Source organism: Streptomyces griseosporeus (assembly GCF_014656055.1).
GTDB lineage: Bacteria > Actinomycetota > Actinomycetes > Streptomycetales > Streptomycetaceae > Streptomyces > Streptomyces griseosporeus.
This window is the reverse complement of record NZ_BNBR01000002.1, coordinates 755,503-772,243: the sequence shown is the minus strand read 5'-3', so window position 1 is coordinate 772,243 and position 16,741 is coordinate 755,503. Positions and strand designations below refer to the sequence as shown.

The 16,741-nt window shown below is 71.5% G+C and carries 16 protein-coding genes; 11 read left to right on the top strand and 5 right to left on the bottom strand.

Translation table 11 applies throughout. From position 1 onward, the window contains the following. Window positions 1-118 precede the first annotated feature (118 nt). The 4 genes from IE308_RS12485 to IE308_RS12470 are packed head-to-tail and all read right to left on the bottom strand — an operon-like array spanning window position 119 to window position 4,291. Window positions 119-1,150, bottom strand: coding sequence for a LacI family DNA-binding transcriptional regulator (locus tag IE308_RS12485; RefSeq protein WP_110626441.1), 1,032 nt, complete (start codon window positions 1,148-1,150; stop codon window positions 119-121). Then, the gene (locus IE308_RS12480; protein WP_190217933.1) at window positions 1,147-2,052 is read right to left on the bottom strand and encodes a carbohydrate ABC transporter permease; all 906 of its coding nucleotides are present in this window, start codon (window positions 2,050-2,052) and stop codon (window positions 1,147-1,149) included. Before IE308_RS12480 ends, IE308_RS12485 begins: the two co-directional genes overlap by 4 nt. Continuing rightward, entirely contained in the window at window positions 2,049-2,975 is a 927-nt protein-coding gene (locus IE308_RS12475) for a carbohydrate ABC transporter permease (RefSeq protein WP_190217932.1), read from the bottom strand. Before IE308_RS12475 ends, IE308_RS12480 begins: the two co-directional genes overlap by 4 nt. Then, a complete protein-coding gene (locus tag IE308_RS12470; RefSeq protein WP_190217931.1) occupies window positions 2,972-4,291 on the bottom strand; it encodes an extracellular solute-binding protein in 1,320 nt (439 codons plus the stop codon). Before IE308_RS12470 ends, IE308_RS12475 begins: the two co-directional genes overlap by 4 nt. Window positions 4,292-4,520: 229 nt before the next feature. Between IE308_RS12470 and IE308_RS12465 the strand changes: the two genes are divergently transcribed. The 3 genes from IE308_RS12465 to IE308_RS12455 all read left to right on the top strand — a co-directional run bounded on the left by IE308_RS12465 (window position 4,521) and on the right by IE308_RS12455 (window position 8,874). After that, complete coding sequence (locus tag IE308_RS12465) at window positions 4,521-6,542, top strand: beta-galactosidase (protein ID WP_190218297.1); 2,022 nt, start codon at window positions 4,521-4,523, stop codon at window positions 6,540-6,542. 285 nt (window positions 6,543-6,827) lie between these two features. Next, window positions 6,828-8,387 (top strand): glycosyl hydrolase 53 family protein, encoded by a 1,560-nt coding sequence (locus IE308_RS12460; protein ID WP_190217930.1) that lies wholly within the window; start codon window positions 6,828-6,830, stop codon window positions 8,385-8,387. Between the two features lie 211 nt (window positions 8,388-8,598). Next, window positions 8,599-8,874, top strand: a complete 276-nt coding sequence (locus IE308_RS12455) for an ArsR family transcriptional regulator (protein ID WP_190217929.1) — start codon at window positions 8,599-8,601, stop codon at window positions 8,872-8,874. Window positions 8,875-8,920: 46 nt separating this feature from the next. Here the strand turns inward: IE308_RS12455 and IE308_RS12450 are convergent, their stop codons facing one another. Further along, window positions 8,921-9,766 (bottom strand): YhjD/YihY/BrkB family envelope integrity protein, encoded by an 846-nt coding sequence (locus IE308_RS12450; protein ID WP_190217928.1) that lies wholly within the window; start codon window positions 9,764-9,766, stop codon window positions 8,921-8,923. A 166-nt stretch (window positions 9,767-9,932) separates the two neighbouring features. Here IE308_RS12450 and IE308_RS12445 point away from each other — a divergent pair, with 166 nt between their 5' ends. The 8 genes from IE308_RS12445 (at window position 9,933) to IE308_RS12410 (ending at window position 16,474) form a co-directional block, all read left to right on the top strand. Next, window positions 9,933-10,934 carry an SMP-30/gluconolactonase/LRE family protein gene (locus IE308_RS12445; RefSeq protein ID WP_190217927.1) on the top strand — a complete coding sequence of 334 codons (1,002 nt, stop codon included), beginning with the start codon at window positions 9,933-9,935 and terminating at the stop codon, window positions 10,932-10,934. A gap of 87 nt (window positions 10,935-11,021) precedes the next feature. Further along, a complete protein-coding gene (locus tag IE308_RS12440) occupies window positions 11,022-11,483 on the top strand; it encodes a fluoride efflux transporter FluC (RefSeq protein ID WP_190217926.1) in 462 nt (153 codons plus the stop codon). After that, window positions 11,480-11,860, top strand: coding sequence for a DUF190 domain-containing protein (locus IE308_RS12435; protein WP_110626432.1), 381 nt, complete (start codon window positions 11,480-11,482; stop codon window positions 11,858-11,860). Before IE308_RS12440 ends, IE308_RS12435 begins: the two co-directional genes overlap by 4 nt. Continuing rightward, window positions 11,857-12,231: a fluoride efflux transporter CrcB gene (gene crcB, locus IE308_RS12430; RefSeq protein WP_190217925.1), complete on the top strand. Its 375-nt coding sequence runs from the start codon at window positions 11,857-11,859 to the stop codon at window positions 12,229-12,231. Before IE308_RS12435 ends, crcB begins: the two co-directional genes overlap by 4 nt. A gap of 79 nt (window positions 12,232-12,310) precedes the next feature. After that, window positions 12,311-13,147 carry an undecaprenyl-diphosphate phosphatase gene (locus tag IE308_RS12425; protein WP_190217924.1) on the top strand — a complete coding sequence of 279 codons (837 nt, stop codon included), beginning with the start codon at window positions 12,311-12,313 and terminating at the stop codon, window positions 13,145-13,147. A 170-nt stretch (window positions 13,148-13,317) separates the two neighbouring features. After that, entirely contained in the window at window positions 13,318-13,995 is a 678-nt protein-coding gene (locus IE308_RS12420; protein WP_110626429.1) for a FadR/GntR family transcriptional regulator, read from the top strand. After that, complete coding sequence (locus IE308_RS12415) at window positions 13,992-15,425, top strand: amino acid permease (RefSeq protein ID WP_110626428.1); 1,434 nt, start codon at window positions 13,992-13,994, stop codon at window positions 15,423-15,425. Before IE308_RS12420 ends, IE308_RS12415 begins: the two co-directional genes overlap by 4 nt. 38 nt (window positions 15,426-15,463) lie before the next feature. Continuing rightward, window positions 15,464-16,474 carry an asparaginase gene (locus tag IE308_RS12410; RefSeq protein WP_190217923.1) on the top strand — a complete coding sequence of 337 codons (1,011 nt, stop codon included), beginning with the start codon at window positions 15,464-15,466 and terminating at the stop codon, window positions 16,472-16,474. The last annotated feature ends 267 nt before the right edge of the window (window positions 16,475-16,741 follow it).

Here is a 16,741-nt window from a genome sequence, read left to right as displayed (position 1 = left end):
AACCGGCGGGGTCCCCGCCGGTGGTTCCACGCTAGGACGGGAGAGCCGACGACGGCTTCTCGAATCCTGACCGCTTCGCCCGAACCGGGCCTGGCAGGGCCGGCCGCCCCGGCTGCCCTCACGCCGAAGCGCGCCGCACCAGCTCCGTGGGCAGGATCACCGCCGCCGGGTCCTCGCCGCCGATCTGGGCCAGCAGGACGCGGACCATCTCGTTGCTGATGCGGTCCCACGGCTGCCGTATGGTCGTCAGCTCGGGGCTGGCGGCCACCGCCGCGGGGGAGTCGTCGAAGCCGCCGACCGCCACGTCCTCCGGCACCCGGCGCCCCGCCCGGTGCAGGGCCGTGAGCACGCCCTGCGCCATCAGGTCGGAGGCGACGAACACCGCGTCGACGTCCGGTGCCTGATCGAGCAGCCGCTCCGCGCCCGCCTCGCCGCTGGCCCGGCTGTAGTCGCCGGAGACGACAAGGTTGTCGTCGTACGGGACACCGGCCTCGGCCAGCACCTCCCGGTAGCCGGCGAGGCGCTCGACACCGCCGGGGGTGTCCAGCGGGCCGGTCACCGTGCCCACCCGGCGGCGGCCGAGCGACAGCAGGTGCCGGACCATGTCACGGGCGCCGTCGCGGTCGTCGGCGGCCACGTAACTCACCTTGGAGCCCAGCCCGATCGGCTTGCCGCAGGCCACCAGCGGTACCCCCGCCTCCCGCAGCTGCTCGGCCACCGGGTCGCCGGAGTGGCTGGAGACCAGCAGCACCCCGTCGACGTGACCGGCGGTGATGTACCGCGTGATGCGCCGCCGTTCGTCCTCCGTCCCGGCGATCATCAGCAGCAGCGGGATGTCGTGCGCGGCCAGTGCCTGGGTGCAACCGCGCAGCAGCACATTGAAGTTGGGGTCCTCGAAGAACCGCTCCTGCGGCTCGGTCAGCAGGAAGCCGACCGAGTCAGAACGCCCGGTGATCAGGGAGCGGGCGTGCCGGTTGACGACGTAACCGGTCTTGCGGATGGCCGCGTTGACGGCCTCCTGCGCCGCGGGGCTGACGTAGTGGCCGCCGTTGAGCACGCGCGAGACGGTGCCGCGCGAGACACCCGCCTCGCGCGCCACGTCGTGGATCGTCGGCGGCCTGCGCCGGCCCCCCGTATTGCTCATGGTCATGACTTTACGGCCCCGGACAGCAGATCCAGGCTCCAGAACCGCTGGATGACCAGGAAGAGGGCGATGAGCGGCAGCACGGCGAGGAATGCGCCGGTGATCACCAGCGTGTACAGCGCCGGGGTGTTCGCGCCCTGCTCCAGCAGCGTGAACAGACCGAGCGTGATCGGGAACTTCTCGTCGTCGCTCAGCATGATGTACGGCAGCAGGAAGTTGTTCCAGATCGCGACGAACTGGAAGAGGAAGACCGTCACCAGGCCGGGCACCATCATCGGCAGCGCGATCCTGGTGAAGATCCGCCACTCGCTCGCGCCGTCCATCCGCCCGGCCTCCACCACGTCGGCGGGCACGGCCGCGGCGGCGTAGATCCGCGCCAGATACACGCCGTACGGGGCGAGGATCTGCGGCAGCAGCACGGACAGGTAGCTGTCGGTGAGGTCCGCCTTGGCGAGCAGCAGGTACTGCGGCACGGCGAGGATGACCGGGGGCATCAGCACGCCCGCGAGCAGCACGTTGAACAGGGTCTCCCGGCCCCGGAAGCGGTAGACCGCCAGCGCGTAGCCGCTGAACGCGGACACCGCCGTCGACAGCAGTGCGCCGAGGATCGCGTAGAGGGCGGAGTTGCCCATCCACTCCCAGTACACGCCGTCGCGGTAGGCGTTGAGCTGGGAGAGGTTGTCGGAGAAGCCGGAGCCCGGCAGGAAGGTGAAGGTGGAGAACAGCTCCTTGCCGGACTTGGTGGAGGCGATCACCACCCAGGCCACGGGCAGCAGGCAGTACACCGCGCCCAGCAGCAGGGTCAGCGTCGGCACGAGCGCGATCCGGCGGCGCAGCGGCGGGCCCTGGGCGGTGCCGGGGTTGGTGCCGGCGGCCGGCTCGGCTTTGTGGAGGGCGAGGGAACTCATCGTGCCGCCTCCTGCTTCTGACGACGGTTCGCGGCTCGCAGGAAGCCGAAGGACAGCAGCAGCGTGGCGAGCGCGATGATCACGGCCTGGGCGGCCGCCGCGTAGATGTCGCCCTTGCCGAAGGCGTCCTGGTACACCTTCATCAGCGGACTCCAGGTCGTGGACACCGAGTTGGTGAGCGGTTTGATCGTGGTCGGCTCGTTGAAGACCTGGAGCGTCGCGATGATCGAGAAGAAGAAGGTCAGCACCAGCGAGGGCGCCACCATCGGGATCTTGATCCGCAGCGCGATCTGCAGCGGCGTGGCGCCATCCAGCTTGGCCGCCTCGTACACCTCGGCCGGGATGGCCTGCAGCGAGGTGTAGATGACGATCATGTTGAAGCCGGTGCCGCCCCAGATCGCGATGTTCGACAGCGCGAGGTAGAGCGGACCGCCGTCCAGCAGGTCCGGCTGCGGCAGGCCCAGCCTGTCGAGCACGAAGTAGAAGGGGCTCACGTCGGGCAGGTACAGGAAGCCCCAGAGCAGCGCGGCGACCACGCCGGGGATGGCGTACGGCAGGAAGATCGCGAGCCGGGTGAAGGGGGCCAGCCGGACCTTGTCGGAGTCGAGCATCAGCGCGAACAGCAGCGCGAGACCCAGCATGACCGGGACGACTATGCAGCCGTAGCCGAGCACGCGCAGGGCGCCGTTCACCAGCTCGCTGTCGGACAGGGCGTCGGTGTAGTTCTCCAGGCCCGCCCAGACCTCGGAGCGGGCGTTCTTGCCTAGCCCGAGACCGGAGACGTGCACCTTGCGGAAGCTCAGGTAGACGGCGTAACCGATGGGCAGGGCGAAGAAGAGGAGGAACAGGAGGGAAGCGGGGAGGAGGAAGGCATACGGGGCCCCCTTGACCCCGTACGGCCTCCGGCGTGCTGCACTGCTCATTCAGCGACCTCGAAGCCCTGCTTCTTCATGTCGGCGACCGTGTCGGCCTGCATCTTGTCCAGGGCGGCGGTGAAGTCCGACTTGTTCTTCGCGGCGGCGCCGAAGGCGTCCTTGAAGGTGGTGTAGGCGACGTTGACGTTCGGGCCCCACGCGGAGGGCGCGGTCGTCTCGGCGATCTCCGCGGCCTTGGTGTAGAAGTCCGGCTGGTTGGAGAAGTACGCCGGCGGCTGCGCGAAGGCGCCGCTGAGCTGGGCGGAGGTGGAGGCCGGATAGATGCCGCCCTCCTTGGCGAGCGCGTTCAGGGCCTCGGCGTCGGTGTTCAGCCAGGCGGCGAACTTCGCGGCGGCCTCCTGGTGCTTGGAGTCGGTGGTGACGGCGGTGGAGGAGCCGCCCCAGCTGCCGGTGCGGTTCTCGCTCCTGGACCACTGGGGGAGCGGGGCCATGGCCCACTTGCCCGCGGTGTCCGGCGCGGCGGTGGTCAGGGTGCCCGGCGCCCACACGGCGCTGACCCAGGCGATCTGCTTGCCCGTGTCGAGCGCCTTGTTCCAGGCCGGGGTGTACATCGGCTGGTTGTCGATGGCGCCCTCCTTGACCAGGCCGCCCCAGAACGTGGCGACCTTCCGGGTGGCGGCGTCGTTGATGGCGACCTTCCACTTGTCGCCGGAGGTCGTCCACCACTGGGCGCCGGCCTGCTGGGCCAGGCCCGCGAAGAGGCCGGAGTCGTTGGCGGAGAAGGTCGTCAGGTCCTTGTCCGGGGCCTTCTTCTTCAGCGCGCGGGCCGTCTCGGCGAACTCGTCCCAGGTGGTCGGGACGGTGAGGCCGTACTGCTTGAACAGGTCGGCGCGGTAGTAGAACATCATCGGCCCGATGTCCTGAGGTATCGCGTAGACGGCGTCCGTGCCGAGCGTGGTCTGCTGCCAGACGCCCTTGGCGAACTTGCCCTCGATGCCGCCGACGTGGCCGGCGATGTCGGCGAGCGCGTCGTTGCTGACCAGCGTCGGCAGCGCCTGGTACTCGGCCTGCACCAGGTCGGGGGCCTGGTGCGCCTTGTGCGCGGTGAGGATCTTGGTGACCAGCGTGTCGCCGGACGCCTGCTTCTTCACCGTGACGGTGATCTGTTCCTTCTTGCCCTGGCCCTTGTTCCACAGGTCGACGACCTTGTCCATGCCGGGCGTCCAGGTCCAGTAGGTCAGCGAGACCGGACCCGACTCGGCGTCGCCGGAGTCGTCGGACGAGCCGCAGGCTGCGAGGGCGGTGGCGCCGAGCGCGATGGCCACGGCGGAAGTCACGAGGCGACGGCGCTTCGTGTACGGCATGGAGTTCTCCCCGGTGCGGATGTGAGCGTGCACAGACCCCGGTGCCCCGCCCGTCGCGAGGCCCTGGAATGCTTCTGTGAGCGTTCACAGTAGAGAAACATCCCGGACACTTGTCAATGGTTGTTGCTGTGCGGTTATGTTGGGATCGCACCGCCGACGATGTGTGTGCACGTTCCCAAATGATCGATCTCAACGGGAGACATTCATGCCGGACTCCACGCCGGACCCCATGCCGGGCTCCACCCCCAGGGGCCTGACCGGGCTCGCCTTCGGCGGGGACTACAACCCCGAGCAATGGCCGGAACACGTCTGGCAGGAGGACGTCCGGCTGATGCGGGAGGCCGGGGTCACCATGGTGAGCGTCGGCATCTTCTCCTGGGCACTGCTGGAGCCCGCTCCCGGCACGTACGACTTCGGCTGGCTCGACCGCGTCATCGACCTGCTCCACGCCAACGGCGTCCGCGTCGACCTCGGCACCCCCACCGTGGTGCCGCCCGCGTGGTTCTACCAGGCCCACCCCGAGGCCCTCCCGGTCACCGCCGACGGCGTACGCCTCGCCTTCGGCTCCCGCGGCGCCATCTGCCACAGCAACAGCGACTACCGCGCCGCCGCCGCGGCCATCACCACGGAGCTGGCCGAGCGCTACGCCGGGCACCCGGCGCTCGCCCTGTGGCACGTGCACAACGAGTACGGCGTCCCCGTCTCCGCCTGCTACTGCGACGGCTGCGCCGACCACTTCCGCCGCTGGCTGCGGACCACGTACGGCACGATCGACGCGGTCAACGACGCCTGGGGCACCGCCTTCTGGGGCCAGCGCTACGCCGGCTTCGAGCAGATCACCCCGCCCCGGCGGACCCCGACCGTCGGCAACCCCGCCCAGGCGCTGGACTACCGCCGCTTCGCCGACGCCACCATGCGCGAGAACTTCGTCATGGAGCGGGACATCCTGCACCGCCTCTCACCCGGCGTGCCCGTGACGACCAACTTCATGACCGCGCTCAGCCAGTGCGACTCCGTCGACTACTGGGCCTGGGGCCGCGAGGTCGACCTCGTCACCAACGACCACTACCTGATCACCGACGGCCGCCGCACCCACGTCAACCTCGCCATGGCCGCCGACCTCACCCGCTCCGTCGCCGGCGGCGCCCCCTGGCTGCTCCTGGAGCACTCCACCTCCGGCGTCAACTGGCAGCCCCGCAACCCGGCCAAGGCGCCCGGGCAGATGGCCCGGAACTCCCTCGGCCATGTCGCCCGCGGCTCCGAGGGAGCGATGTTCTTCCAGTGGCGGCAGTCCCGGCGCGGCGCCGAGAAGTTCCACTCCTCGATGGTCCCGCACGGCGGCACCGACACCCGCGTGTGGCGCGAGGTCGTCGAGCTGGGCGCGTCCGTCGCGGCGCTGAGCGAGATCCGCGGCACCCGCACGGTCGCCGACGTGGCCGTGCTGTGGGACTGGCAGTCCTGGTGGGCGCAGAACCTGGACTGGCGGCCCAGTGAGGACGCCGACCCGCGCGAGCGCGCCGACGCGTTCTACGAGGTGCTCTACGACCGCCACCTCACCGTCGACTTCGCCCGCCCCGAGGCCGACCTGTCGGCCTACCCGCTGGTCGTCGTGCCCGCCCTGTACCTGATGACCGAGGCCGCCGGGGCCAACCTGCGGCGGTACGTCGAGCAGGGCGGCACCCTCGTCGTGTCGTACTTCTCCGGCATCGTCGACGAGCACGACGCCGTCCACGAGGGCCCCTACCCGGGCGCGCTGCGCGACGTCCTCGGCCTCACGGTCGAGGAGTTCTCGCCGCTGCTCCAGGGCGAGACCGTGCGCCTCACCGGCCCAGACGGTTCGCAGCTGTGCGGCGACGTGTGGACGGAGTTCGTGGTGCCGCGCGGCGCGGAGCCGGTGTGGACGTACGCCGACGGCCTCACCGCCGGCCGCCCGGCCGTGACCCGGCACCGGCTCGGCGAGGGCACCGCCTGGTACGTCTCCACCCGCCTCGACCACGAGGGCCTGGACGCGGTGCTCGGCTGGGCCGCCGAGGACGCGGGGGTCGACCCGCGCGCCGACCTCCCACGCGACGTCGAGGTCGTGCGGCGCACCGGCGAGCAGGGCACCTACCTCTTCGCCGTCAACCACACCGGCACCGACACGAAGGTCCCGCTGGAGACCGCCGGCACGGAGCTGCTGACCGGCGAGCGCGCCGCGGGCCACCTCGCGGTGCCCGCGGGGGGCGTCCGGGTCGTGCGGCTGGACGGCTGACGGACCCCTGCGGAGGGCGGCGGGGCGGGGCGGCGAGGTGCCGTGCGGGGGCGTGCGGCCGCCGGGTGCTCGTCCGCCCTGGCGGTGAGGCGCGGTCGTACGGCCGCGTACTAGCCCCGCCACCACCCCCTCCGACCGCGGCGGCCGGCCCCCAGCCGCACCCGAACCCCCCTCCACCCGCGTGAGCCGCGAGCCGCGGGTGGAGGGGCTCGCCGCAAGGGCGAGGAAACACCACCACCCGAGGGGAGCCCCGCTCTCCTCACGTCGAAGGGACGACGGACGACGATGTTCCATCCCAGACGCACCATCCGGGCCCTGCTGCTGCCGCTGCTGGCCGGGCTCGCCCTCACCGCCCTGCCCGCCCCGAGCGCCCAGGCGGCGAGCACGCTGACCAACGGCGGCTTCGAGTCCGACGGCGCCGGCGCGGCCGTACCCGCCGGCTGGTCGGAGTACGGCACGACCGCTGCCTCCTTCAGCGAGGCGGGCGGACACAGCGGCGGTTACCGCCTGTCCCACTGGTCGTCGTCCGCCTACAAGGTCGAGACGTACCAGTACCTGTCGGGGCTGACCAACGGGACCTACACCCTCACCGCCTGGGTGCGTTCCAGCGGCGGCCAGAACGCCGCGTACCTGTCGCTGAAGAACTGCGGCAGCGCCGAGCAGCGCACCGACCTGCCGGTCTCCACCAGTGAGTGGGTCCGCGTCGTCACCTCGGTCGCGGTGACGAACAACCAGTGCACGATCAGCGTCAACTCCGACGCCAACGCGGGCAACTGGATCAACGTCGACGACCTCACCCTCACCTCCGGCTCGACCGGCCTCGCGATCAAGGGCGCCGACATCTCCTCCCTCGCCAAGAGCGAGGCACTCGGCGGCGTCTACAAGTCCGCCTCCGGCACCACCGGCGACGCGGTCACCCTGCTGAAGAACGCCGGCATGAACTACGCCCGCCTGAAGGTATGGGTCAACCCCGCCGACGGCTGGAACAACAAGACCCGCGTCCTGGCCATGGCCAAGCGCGTCAAGGCGGCCGGCATGAAGCTGCTGGTCGACTTCCACTACTCCGACACCTGGGCCGACCCGGGCAAGCAGACCAAGCCCGCCGCCTGGTCCGGCCACGGCTACAGCCAGCTGAAGACCGACGTCTACAACCACACCTACGACGTCCTGAACGCCCTCAAGGCCCAGGGCACCACCGCCGACATGGTCCAGGTCGGCAACGAGATCAACGGCGGCATGCTGTGGTCCGAGGGCTACACCGACAACTGGTCGCAGCTGGCCGGCCTGATCAACTCCGGTTACAGCGCCGTCAAGGCCGTCAGCTCCGGCACCAAGGTCGCGCTGCACCTGGCCAACGCCGGTGACGACGGCACGGTCCGCTGGTGGTTCGACAACGCCAGGACCTACGGCATCAACTACGACGTGATCGGCCTGTCCTACTACGGCTACTGGCACGGCTCGCTCGCCGCCGCCCAGGCCACCCTCGACGACACGGCCGCCCGCTACGGCAAGCCCGTCTTCATCGCCGAGACGGCCTACCCCTTCCGCCTCGACAGCGACGACGCGCTCACCAACCAGATCGACACCACCGGCGAACTGGTCGGCGGCTACCCCGCCACCACGGTCGGCCAGCTCGCCTGGATGAACGCCGTGGCGAACATCGTGGAGGCCGTCCCGAACGGCCGCGGCCTCGGTGTCTTCTACTGGGAGGCCACCTGGACCGCCGTCTCCGGCAACGGCTGGGACCCGGCCGACGCCACCTCCGGGAACGGCTGGGAGAACCAGGCACTGTTCGGTTACGACGACCGGGCGCTCCCGGCGACGGCCTGGTTCAGCCACCGCTGACCCGGCTCCGGCAGACGCCCGGCGAAGCCCGGCCGCACCGCGCGGCCGGGCTTCCGCCGTACGCACGAGCCACACCGTCAACTCCCTTACTTGTTAGGGACGTTCGGTACCGGACAAGGTGCCGTAAGGCCCGAGCGCGGCGTTCCGCGGTGCGGAACAGTGGGAAGACGCGGTACGAGGCAGGCCGCCACACAGCGGACGGAGGGAAGCGATGCTGAGGACTCCCGTCGCGGGACGACGCCTGGAGATCCTTGAACGGCTGAAGGATCCGGAGGCCCACTTCCCCGGGCGCCGCCGCGCGGACGGGGTCGGCGCGGACACCGTCGCCGCCGCCCTCGGCGTGCCCTCCCGCGTGGTCGAGACGGACCTCGCCCTCCTGGCCCGGCTCGGGCTGCTGCACACCCGGCGGGACGGGGACCGCACCCTCTACCGCCGCGACGAGATGCGGATCGCCGAGGTGGCGAGGCTGTTCGAGAAGGGGTGGTGAGGGCAGGGCCGGCGAGCCCCGGCGAACGGCCGCACCCGGCGGTCGCTCACACCTTGCCCTCGGACGACCGCATCGGCGCCGGCCCCTCCGCCTCCTCCTTCCTGCCCCGCCGCTTCTCGTCCTCGTCGAGGTGGCCGAACCGCTCGCACAGCAGCCGCCCCAGCAGCGCCCCGCCGTAGACGACGAAGCCGACGCCGACCAGCCAGGACTCCACGACCAGGATCGCCCCCACCGGGCCGTAGCTGATCGCGTTGGTGACCAGCAGCGGCGTGAAGACCAGATAGGAGAACCAGCGCAGCCCCACCAGCCCGGCCATCGTGGCGACCGCCCCCGGCAGCAGGTGACGCCAGTGCACCTGGCCGTGCAGGAGGAAGTGCGGGCTCCACCAGAAGAACAGCAGCCCGACCAGCATGCTCAGCGGAATCCGGGCCGACCCCTGCAGCACGGTCCGGGTCAGCACCTGCGCGTACACGTACGCCATCAGCACCGCCAGCCACACCGCCTGCCGCCACAGCCGGTGCCACGGGCCGACAGCAGGCTCCCAGACCCGCTCGTAGCCGTTCTGCACACTCGACCCGAAGGACAGGCCGAACAGCGCGAGCAGCGCCACACTCCAGGCGCCGGTGGTGCTGATGACCTTGCGGGGCGGCCCGAAGACCTGCTCCAGCGTCCGCGCCGACCGGCCGGACAGATCCATGCCGTCCACCAGCCACAGCGCGAAACCGCCGTGCCCGAGGGGGTCCGCCGCCGCGATCACGATCAGCAGCGGCGCCAGCGTCACCAGGGCGAGGGTGGCGAACCCCATGGCCCGGTGCAGCAGCTCCAGCTCCCGGCCCCGCCGGTGCAGCTCGGTAAATCCGAGCCGACGCCACCACACAGCCGCCCGCGACATGGGGACCACCCCTTCTTGTGTCCGACACACCACTGTGCGCATGCTCCGTTTCCGGACACCGGTGGAGATTCCTGAGTGGCCGGGAACGCCGTGAGGTAAACCCGGTCGGGTGACGCGGTACCCGCCGGACGTCCGCACACCCGCCGAGCCGCCCACGGAGGCTGCCATGGAACCTGCCACCGACCTCGTCCCGCTCCGCCGCGTCCGGCTGCCCGGCCGTGGCCCCGAGGACGTCGTCGCCGACGCGCGCGGGCGGATCCTCACCGGCCTGGAGGACGGCCGCGTGCTGCGCGTCGACGGGCTCACCGAGCCGGGCGCGCCGGTCCGCACCGAGGTCCTGGCCCGCACCGGCGGGCGCCCCCTCGGGCTGGAACTCCTCCCGGACGACGGCCTGCTGGTGTGCGACGCGGACCGCGGCCTGCTGCGGATCGGCCTCGCCGACGGACGCGTGGACGTGCTCGCGGACAGGGTCGCGGGGGAGCGGATACGGTTCGCCAGCAACGTCGTCGCCCTGCCCGACGGCAGCGTCTGCTTCACCGTCTCCACCCGCCGCTACCCCCTGGAGCAGTGGATCGGCGACATCGTCGAGCACACCGGCACCGGCCGGCTGCTGCGTCTCGCCCCCGGCGCCCGCGAGCCGGAAGTCCTGCTGGAAGGCCTGCACTTCGCCAACGGACTTGCCGCCGCCCCCGACGGCGCCTCCGTCGTCGTCGCCGAGACCGGCGCGTACCGGCTCACCCGCGTCCACCTCACCGGCCCCCGGGCCGGCCACGCCGAACCCCTGGTCGAGCACCTGCCGGGCATGCCGGACAACATCTGGCGCGCCGGGCCCGACGCGCCGATCTGGGTCGCGCTGGCCGGACCGCGCGTGCCCCCGCTGGACCTGCTGCACCGCACCGCCCCCGCCGTACGCCGGGCCGCCGCCCGCGCGGCCGTACGCGCCCCCTTCCGCCCCACCGGCCGGATCGGCGTCCTCGCCGTGGACGACGACGGCCGGATCCTGCACCACCTCGCCCGCCGCCGCTCCGCCTTCCGCATGGTCACCAGCGTCTGCGCGGCGGGGGAGCGGCTCGTCCTCGGCAGCCTCTGGGAACACGGCCTCGCCGTCTGCGCGGCCCCGCACGACACCGCGCCCGGGGACCCACCGGCGGGCCGGTCCGTGACGTGACCCCGCTCAGCGCCCGGGGTTACGCTGTGGACCAGCCGTGATCACCCCTCGCGGTGCGGCGCGGGGCCCAGCAGGAGACGTACGACGATGACAGCCCCGGAAGCCGAGAGCCTCCGCCTCCGTCCCGCCGCGCCGCGGCAGCCGGCCTGGCGGGCCCAGCTGCCCGTCGTGGCGGTCGTCGCCCTCGGCGGGGGAGCGGGCGCCGCCGCCCGGTACGCGGTCTCCCTGTGGGGGACCAGGCCGGCGGGGGGCTTTCCCTGGCAGACGTTCCTCACCAATGTGACCGGCTGCGCGGTGATCGGCGTCTTCATGGTCGTCGTCACCGAGGTCCTCGCCGCCCACCGCCTCGTCCGCCCCTTCTTCGGCACGGGCGTCCTCGGCGGCTTCACCACCTTCTCGACGTACGCCGTCGACATCCAGCGGCTCGTCGACACCGGCCACGCCCGCACCGCGCTGGCCTACCTCGCCGCGACCCCGCTCGCGGCACTCCTCGCGGTGTGGGCCGCCGCCGCGGCGACCCGCCGTGTCCTGATCCGGAGGCAGCGATGACGAGGCTGACCGGCCGCGCCCTGCGCGTCACCGTCTTCGTCGGCGAGAACGACACCGTCCACCACAAGCCGCTGTACAGCGAGATCGTCCACCGCGCCCACGCGGCCGGCCTCGCCGGCGCGAGCGTCTTCCGCGGCATCGAGGGCTTCGGCGCCTCGTCCCTGATCCACACCCAGCGGCTGCTGTCGCTGAGCGAGGACCTGCCGGTGGCGATCGTGATCGTGGACACGGAAGAGCGCGTCCGCGCCTTCCTGCCGCAGCTCGACGCACTCGTCGGGGAGGGCCTGGTCGTCCTCGACGAGTGCGAGGTCGTCCGGTACGCCGGCCGCGCCGGCACACCCGGCGAAACGGACACGAAGGGTAAGAACTCGTTGTGAACTGGCTGCTGGTCGTCGTCGGCGGCATGGCCGGTGCCCCCCTGCGCTACCTCACCGACCGCGCGGTGCAGTCCCGGCACGACTCGGTGTTCCCCTGGGGCACCTTCGCCGTGAACGTCACCGGCTGTCTGATCCTCGGCGCCCTGGCCGGCGCGGCGCTGGCGGGGGCCACCGGGTCCCACCTCCAGCTCCTGCTCGGCACCGGGCTGTGCGGCGCCCTGACGACGTACTCGACCTTCTCCTACGAGACGCTGCGGCTCGCGGAGACCGGGGCCCGCTTCTACGCCCTCGCCAACGTCGCCGCGAGCGTCGCGGCGGGCCTCGGTGCGGCCTTCCTGGGCGTGACGCTGGCCCGGGCGGTATGGGGGTAGGCATGGCCTCTCGCCTGCGTGTAGTAAGACTGTCCCGCCGTACCGCAGCATCGCCTCCCGCTGAGAAGAACTGGATCCCATGAGCGTCATCAACGTCGGTCAGGCCGTCGTCCTCGGAGCCGTCGAGGGGGTGACGGAGTTCCTGCCCGTCTCCTCCACCGGCCACCTCAAGATCGCCGAGGGGCTGATGGGCATCCCCGTCGATGACGACGCCGTCGTCGGCTTCTCGGCCGTCATCCAGGTGGGCGCGATCGCCGCCGTGCTCGTCTACTTCTTCAAGGACATCGTGCGGATCGTCTCCGCCTGGTTCCGGGGCCTGCGCGACAAGGAGGAGCGGACCAACCACGACTACAGGTTCGCCTGGTGGGTGATCTACGCGACGATCCCGATCGTCGTCGTCGGCCTGGCCGCCAAGCCGCTCATCGAGGGCCCGCTCGCCTCGCTGTGGGTGGTGGCCGGCTCGCTGATCGTCGGCAGCGGCGTGATGTGGGCCGCCGACCAGATGGGCCGCCACAAGCGCGGCGAGGACGACACCTCCTTCAAGGACGCGATGCTGGTCGGCAGCTCGCAGATCCTCGCCCTGCTCTTCCCCGGCTTCTCCCGCTCCGGCGCCACCATGTCCACGGCGCTCATCCTCGACCTGGACCGGGTCGCCGCCACCCGCCTGTCCTTCTTCCTCGGCATCCCCGCCCTGACCGGCGCGGGCCTGTACGAGCTGAAGGACGCCCTCGGCACCGGGGTGGGCGCGACGCCGCTCGTCGTCGGCACGGTGGTCTCCTTCGTCGTCGCCTACGCCTCCATCGCCTGGCTGCTGAAGTTCGTGGCCAAGCACTCCTTCAACGCCTTCGTGATCTACCGCCTGGTCGTCGGCGCGGCACTGTTCGCCCTGCTGGGCGCGGGCGTGCTCGACAGCTGAGCCGTATCGCACCAGAAGGGGGGTGGGAAGCCGATTTACGGGCATCCCGCCCCCTGAATTTTTCTTTTCACAGACATTGACAGGGCCCACCGGCCACCCGCAGTATCACTCCCGTGAACCTGTCAGACAGCCGGACAGCCGGACAGCAGCCTCCGCGTCGCGTCAGCGCCATGGAAGCGGTGCTGGCGCACCTGCGGGACGCCATCGAGCGGGGGGAGTACGCCATCGGCGACAAGCTCCCCTCCGAGGCGGAGCTGTGCCGCACGCTGGAGGTCTCCCGCCCCGTCCTGCGCGAGGCGCTGCGCGCCCTGCAGACCATGGGCCTGACCGTCTCCAAGACCGGCAAGGGCACCTTCGTCGTCGCCACCGCCGTCGAGGACCCCACCTTCGGCGACTACGCGGCCAGCGACCTGCTGGAGGTCCGCCGGCACGTGGAGATCCCGGTCGCCGGGTACGCGGCACTGCGCCGCACCCCGGAGAACCTGGACCACCTGGCCCACCTGCTCGACCGCATGGAGCGGGAGACGGACACCACCGCGTGGGTCGCGATGGACACCCTCTTCCACCTCGCCGTGGCCGAGGCCGCCCAGAACCCGGTCTTCCGCCGGGTCATCGAGGAGATCCGTGACGCACTGGCGCGTCAGTCGGCCTTCCTCAACGAGCTGGGCGGCCGGCGCGAGCAGTCCAACCGCGAGCACCGGGCCATCGTGGAGGCGCTGGTCGACGGTTCCGAACACGACGCGGTGCAGGCCATGGCCCACCATCTCGACCGCGTCGAGACCACCCTCACCGACATCGTGCGCCCGAACCGCGCGACGAACCCCACGGAAGGCGGACCCGAGGCGTGAGCGAACAGCACCTCAAAGACGAGACGCGCCCCTCGACCCGTCACATCGACGCCGGAGACGCCGGCTACAGCAAGTCCCTGAAGTCCCGGCACGTCAACATGATCGCCATCGGCGGTGCCATCGGCACCGGCCTCTTCCTCGGCGCGGGCGGCCGCCTGGCCGACGCCGGCCCCTCCCTCTTCATCGCCTACGCCGTCTGCGGCCTCTTCGCCTTCCTGGTCGTCCGCGCCCTCGGCGAACTGGTCCTGTACCGCCCGTCCTCGGGCGCCTTCGTCTCGTACGCCCGCGAGTTCCTGGGCGAGAAGGGCGCCTACACGGCCGGCTGGATGTACTTCCTGAACTGGGCCACCACCGGCATCGCCGACATCACGGCGGTGGCGACGTACACCCACTACTGGGGCATGTTCTCCGACGTCCCGCAGTGGCTGATCGCCCTCGTCGCGCTCGGCGTCGTCCTCACGGTCAACCTGATCTCGGTGAAGATCTTCGGCGAGCTGGAGTTCTGGTTCGCGATCATCAAGGTGGCCGCGCTGGTGACCTTCATGTGCATCGGCATCTTCCTCCTGGTCACCCGCCACCCGGTGGACGGAGCGACCCCCGGCCCCTCCCTCATCACCGACCACGGCGGCGTCTTCCCCAACGGCCTGCTGCCCATGCTGCTGATCATCCAGGGCGTGGTCTTCGCCTACGCCTCCGTGGAACTGGTCGGCGTCGCGGCGGGCGAGACGGAGAACCCCGAGAAGATCATGCCGAAGGCGATCAACTCGATCATGTGGCGCGTGGGCCTGTTCTACGTGGGCTCGGTGGTCCTCCTCTCGATGCTCCTCCCCTGGAACAAGTACACGGCCGGCCAGAGCCCCTTCGTCACCGTCCTCTCCCACATCGGCGTCCCCGCCGCGGGCGACGTGATGAACCTGGTGGTCCTGACCGCCGCGATGTCCTCCCTGAACTCCGGCCTGTACTCCACCGGCCGCATCCTGCGCTCCATGGCGGTCAGCGGCTCCGCCCCGCGCTTCACCGCCCGCATGAGCCGCAGCCAGGTCCCCTACGGCGGCATCCTGCTCACCAGCGGCATCTGCGTCCTCGGCGTCGGCCTGAACTTCGTGGTCCCCAAGGACGCCTTCGAGATCGTGCTGAACTTCGCGGCGATCGGCATCCTGTCCACCTGGGGCATGATCATGATCTGCCACCTGCTCTTCTGGCAGCGCACCCAGAAGGGCCACCTGACCCGCCCGGACTACCGACTGCCGGGCTCCCCCTGGACCGAACTCGTGACGCTGGCCTTCCTCGCCTCCGTCCTGGTCCTCATGTACGCCGACGGCGGCGCCGGACGCACCACCGTGCTGTGCCTGCCGCTGATCGTCGCCGCACTGGTCGCCGGCTGGTACGCCGTCCGCGGCCGACTCCACCGCACCCAGGCCGACACGTGAACCCCGCGCCCGGCCACGACACCCCGAACCAGGCAGTGATGTACAGCAGTTCCCTCGCGGACCCACCCGCCATCCGTGAACCCCTCCACGCCCCCGTCGCCCACGTCGTCCGCGGCGGCGTGATCGAGGGCATCCACTACGGCTCGGTGGCCGTCCTGAACCCCGAAGGGCGGGTCGCCTTCCAACTGGGCGACATCGAGGCGGCGTTCTACCCCCGCTCGGCGCTCAAGCCGGTCCAGGCCGTGGCCATGGTCCGCATGGGCCTGCCGCTCGACGGCGACCTCCTCTCCCTGGCCGCGGCCAGCCACTCCGGCGAGGAGATCCACCTCGCCGGCACCCGCCGCATCCTGGAGCTCGCCGGCGTCACCGAGGACGACCTGCGCAACGTCCCCGACCTGCCGTACGACCCGGTCGTCCGCGACGCCTGGATCCGCGACGGCCGCGGTCCGTCCCGCCTCGCCCAGAACTGCTCCGGCAAGCACGCGGCGATGCTGTACACCTGCCGGCTCAACGGCTGGTCCCTGGAGGACTACCTCGACCCCGGCCACCCCCTCCAGAAGGGCATCGCGGAGATCGTCGAGGACCTCACCGGCCAGCACGTCGCCCAGGTCACCGTCGACGGCTGCGGCGCCCCGCTCTTCTCCGTCTCCCTGCACGGCCTCGCCCGCGCCGCGGCCCGCATCACCACCGCGGCGCCCGGCACACCCGAGGCCAAGGTGGCCGACGCGATGCGCGACCACGCCGAGATGGCCTCCGGCTCCGGCCGTGACGTGGCCGCCCTGATGCGGGCGGTCCCCGGCCTCCTCGCCAAGGACGGCTTCGAGGGCGTCCAGGTCGCGGCGCTGCCCGACGGCCGGGCGATCGCGGTGAAGATAGCCGACGGCGCGAACCGGGCGCGCATCCCGGTCTCGGCGGCGGCGCTCGCCCTCGCGGGCGTCGACCCGACCCTCCTCACGCCCTTCGCAGGCGAGCCCCTCCTGGGCGGAGGCCACCCGGTCGGCGCGATCCACCCGGTCCGCGCCCTGGACCCCCTTCCGCCGCACAGCTGACCCACCGCCACCGGGCACGCTGCCCGCAGCTACGTGGCTTGGCACCCGGCGCTGGTGCTGGGCGGGGGTGGGTCGCCCGGCCCGGCGCTACGGGGGTGCCGCTGCGCCCACCCGTGCCGCCCCAGCGGCACGACTGCCCGCAGCTAAGTCACGAGGCGGCGCCGGCTGCCCGCTACCCCAGCGGGGCGGCCTGCCGCAGTCACGGCGGCCGGTAGACGCGTACGGCGAGCAGGGGACGTGTCGGGGGGTGTCCGCCCGCAGCGGGCG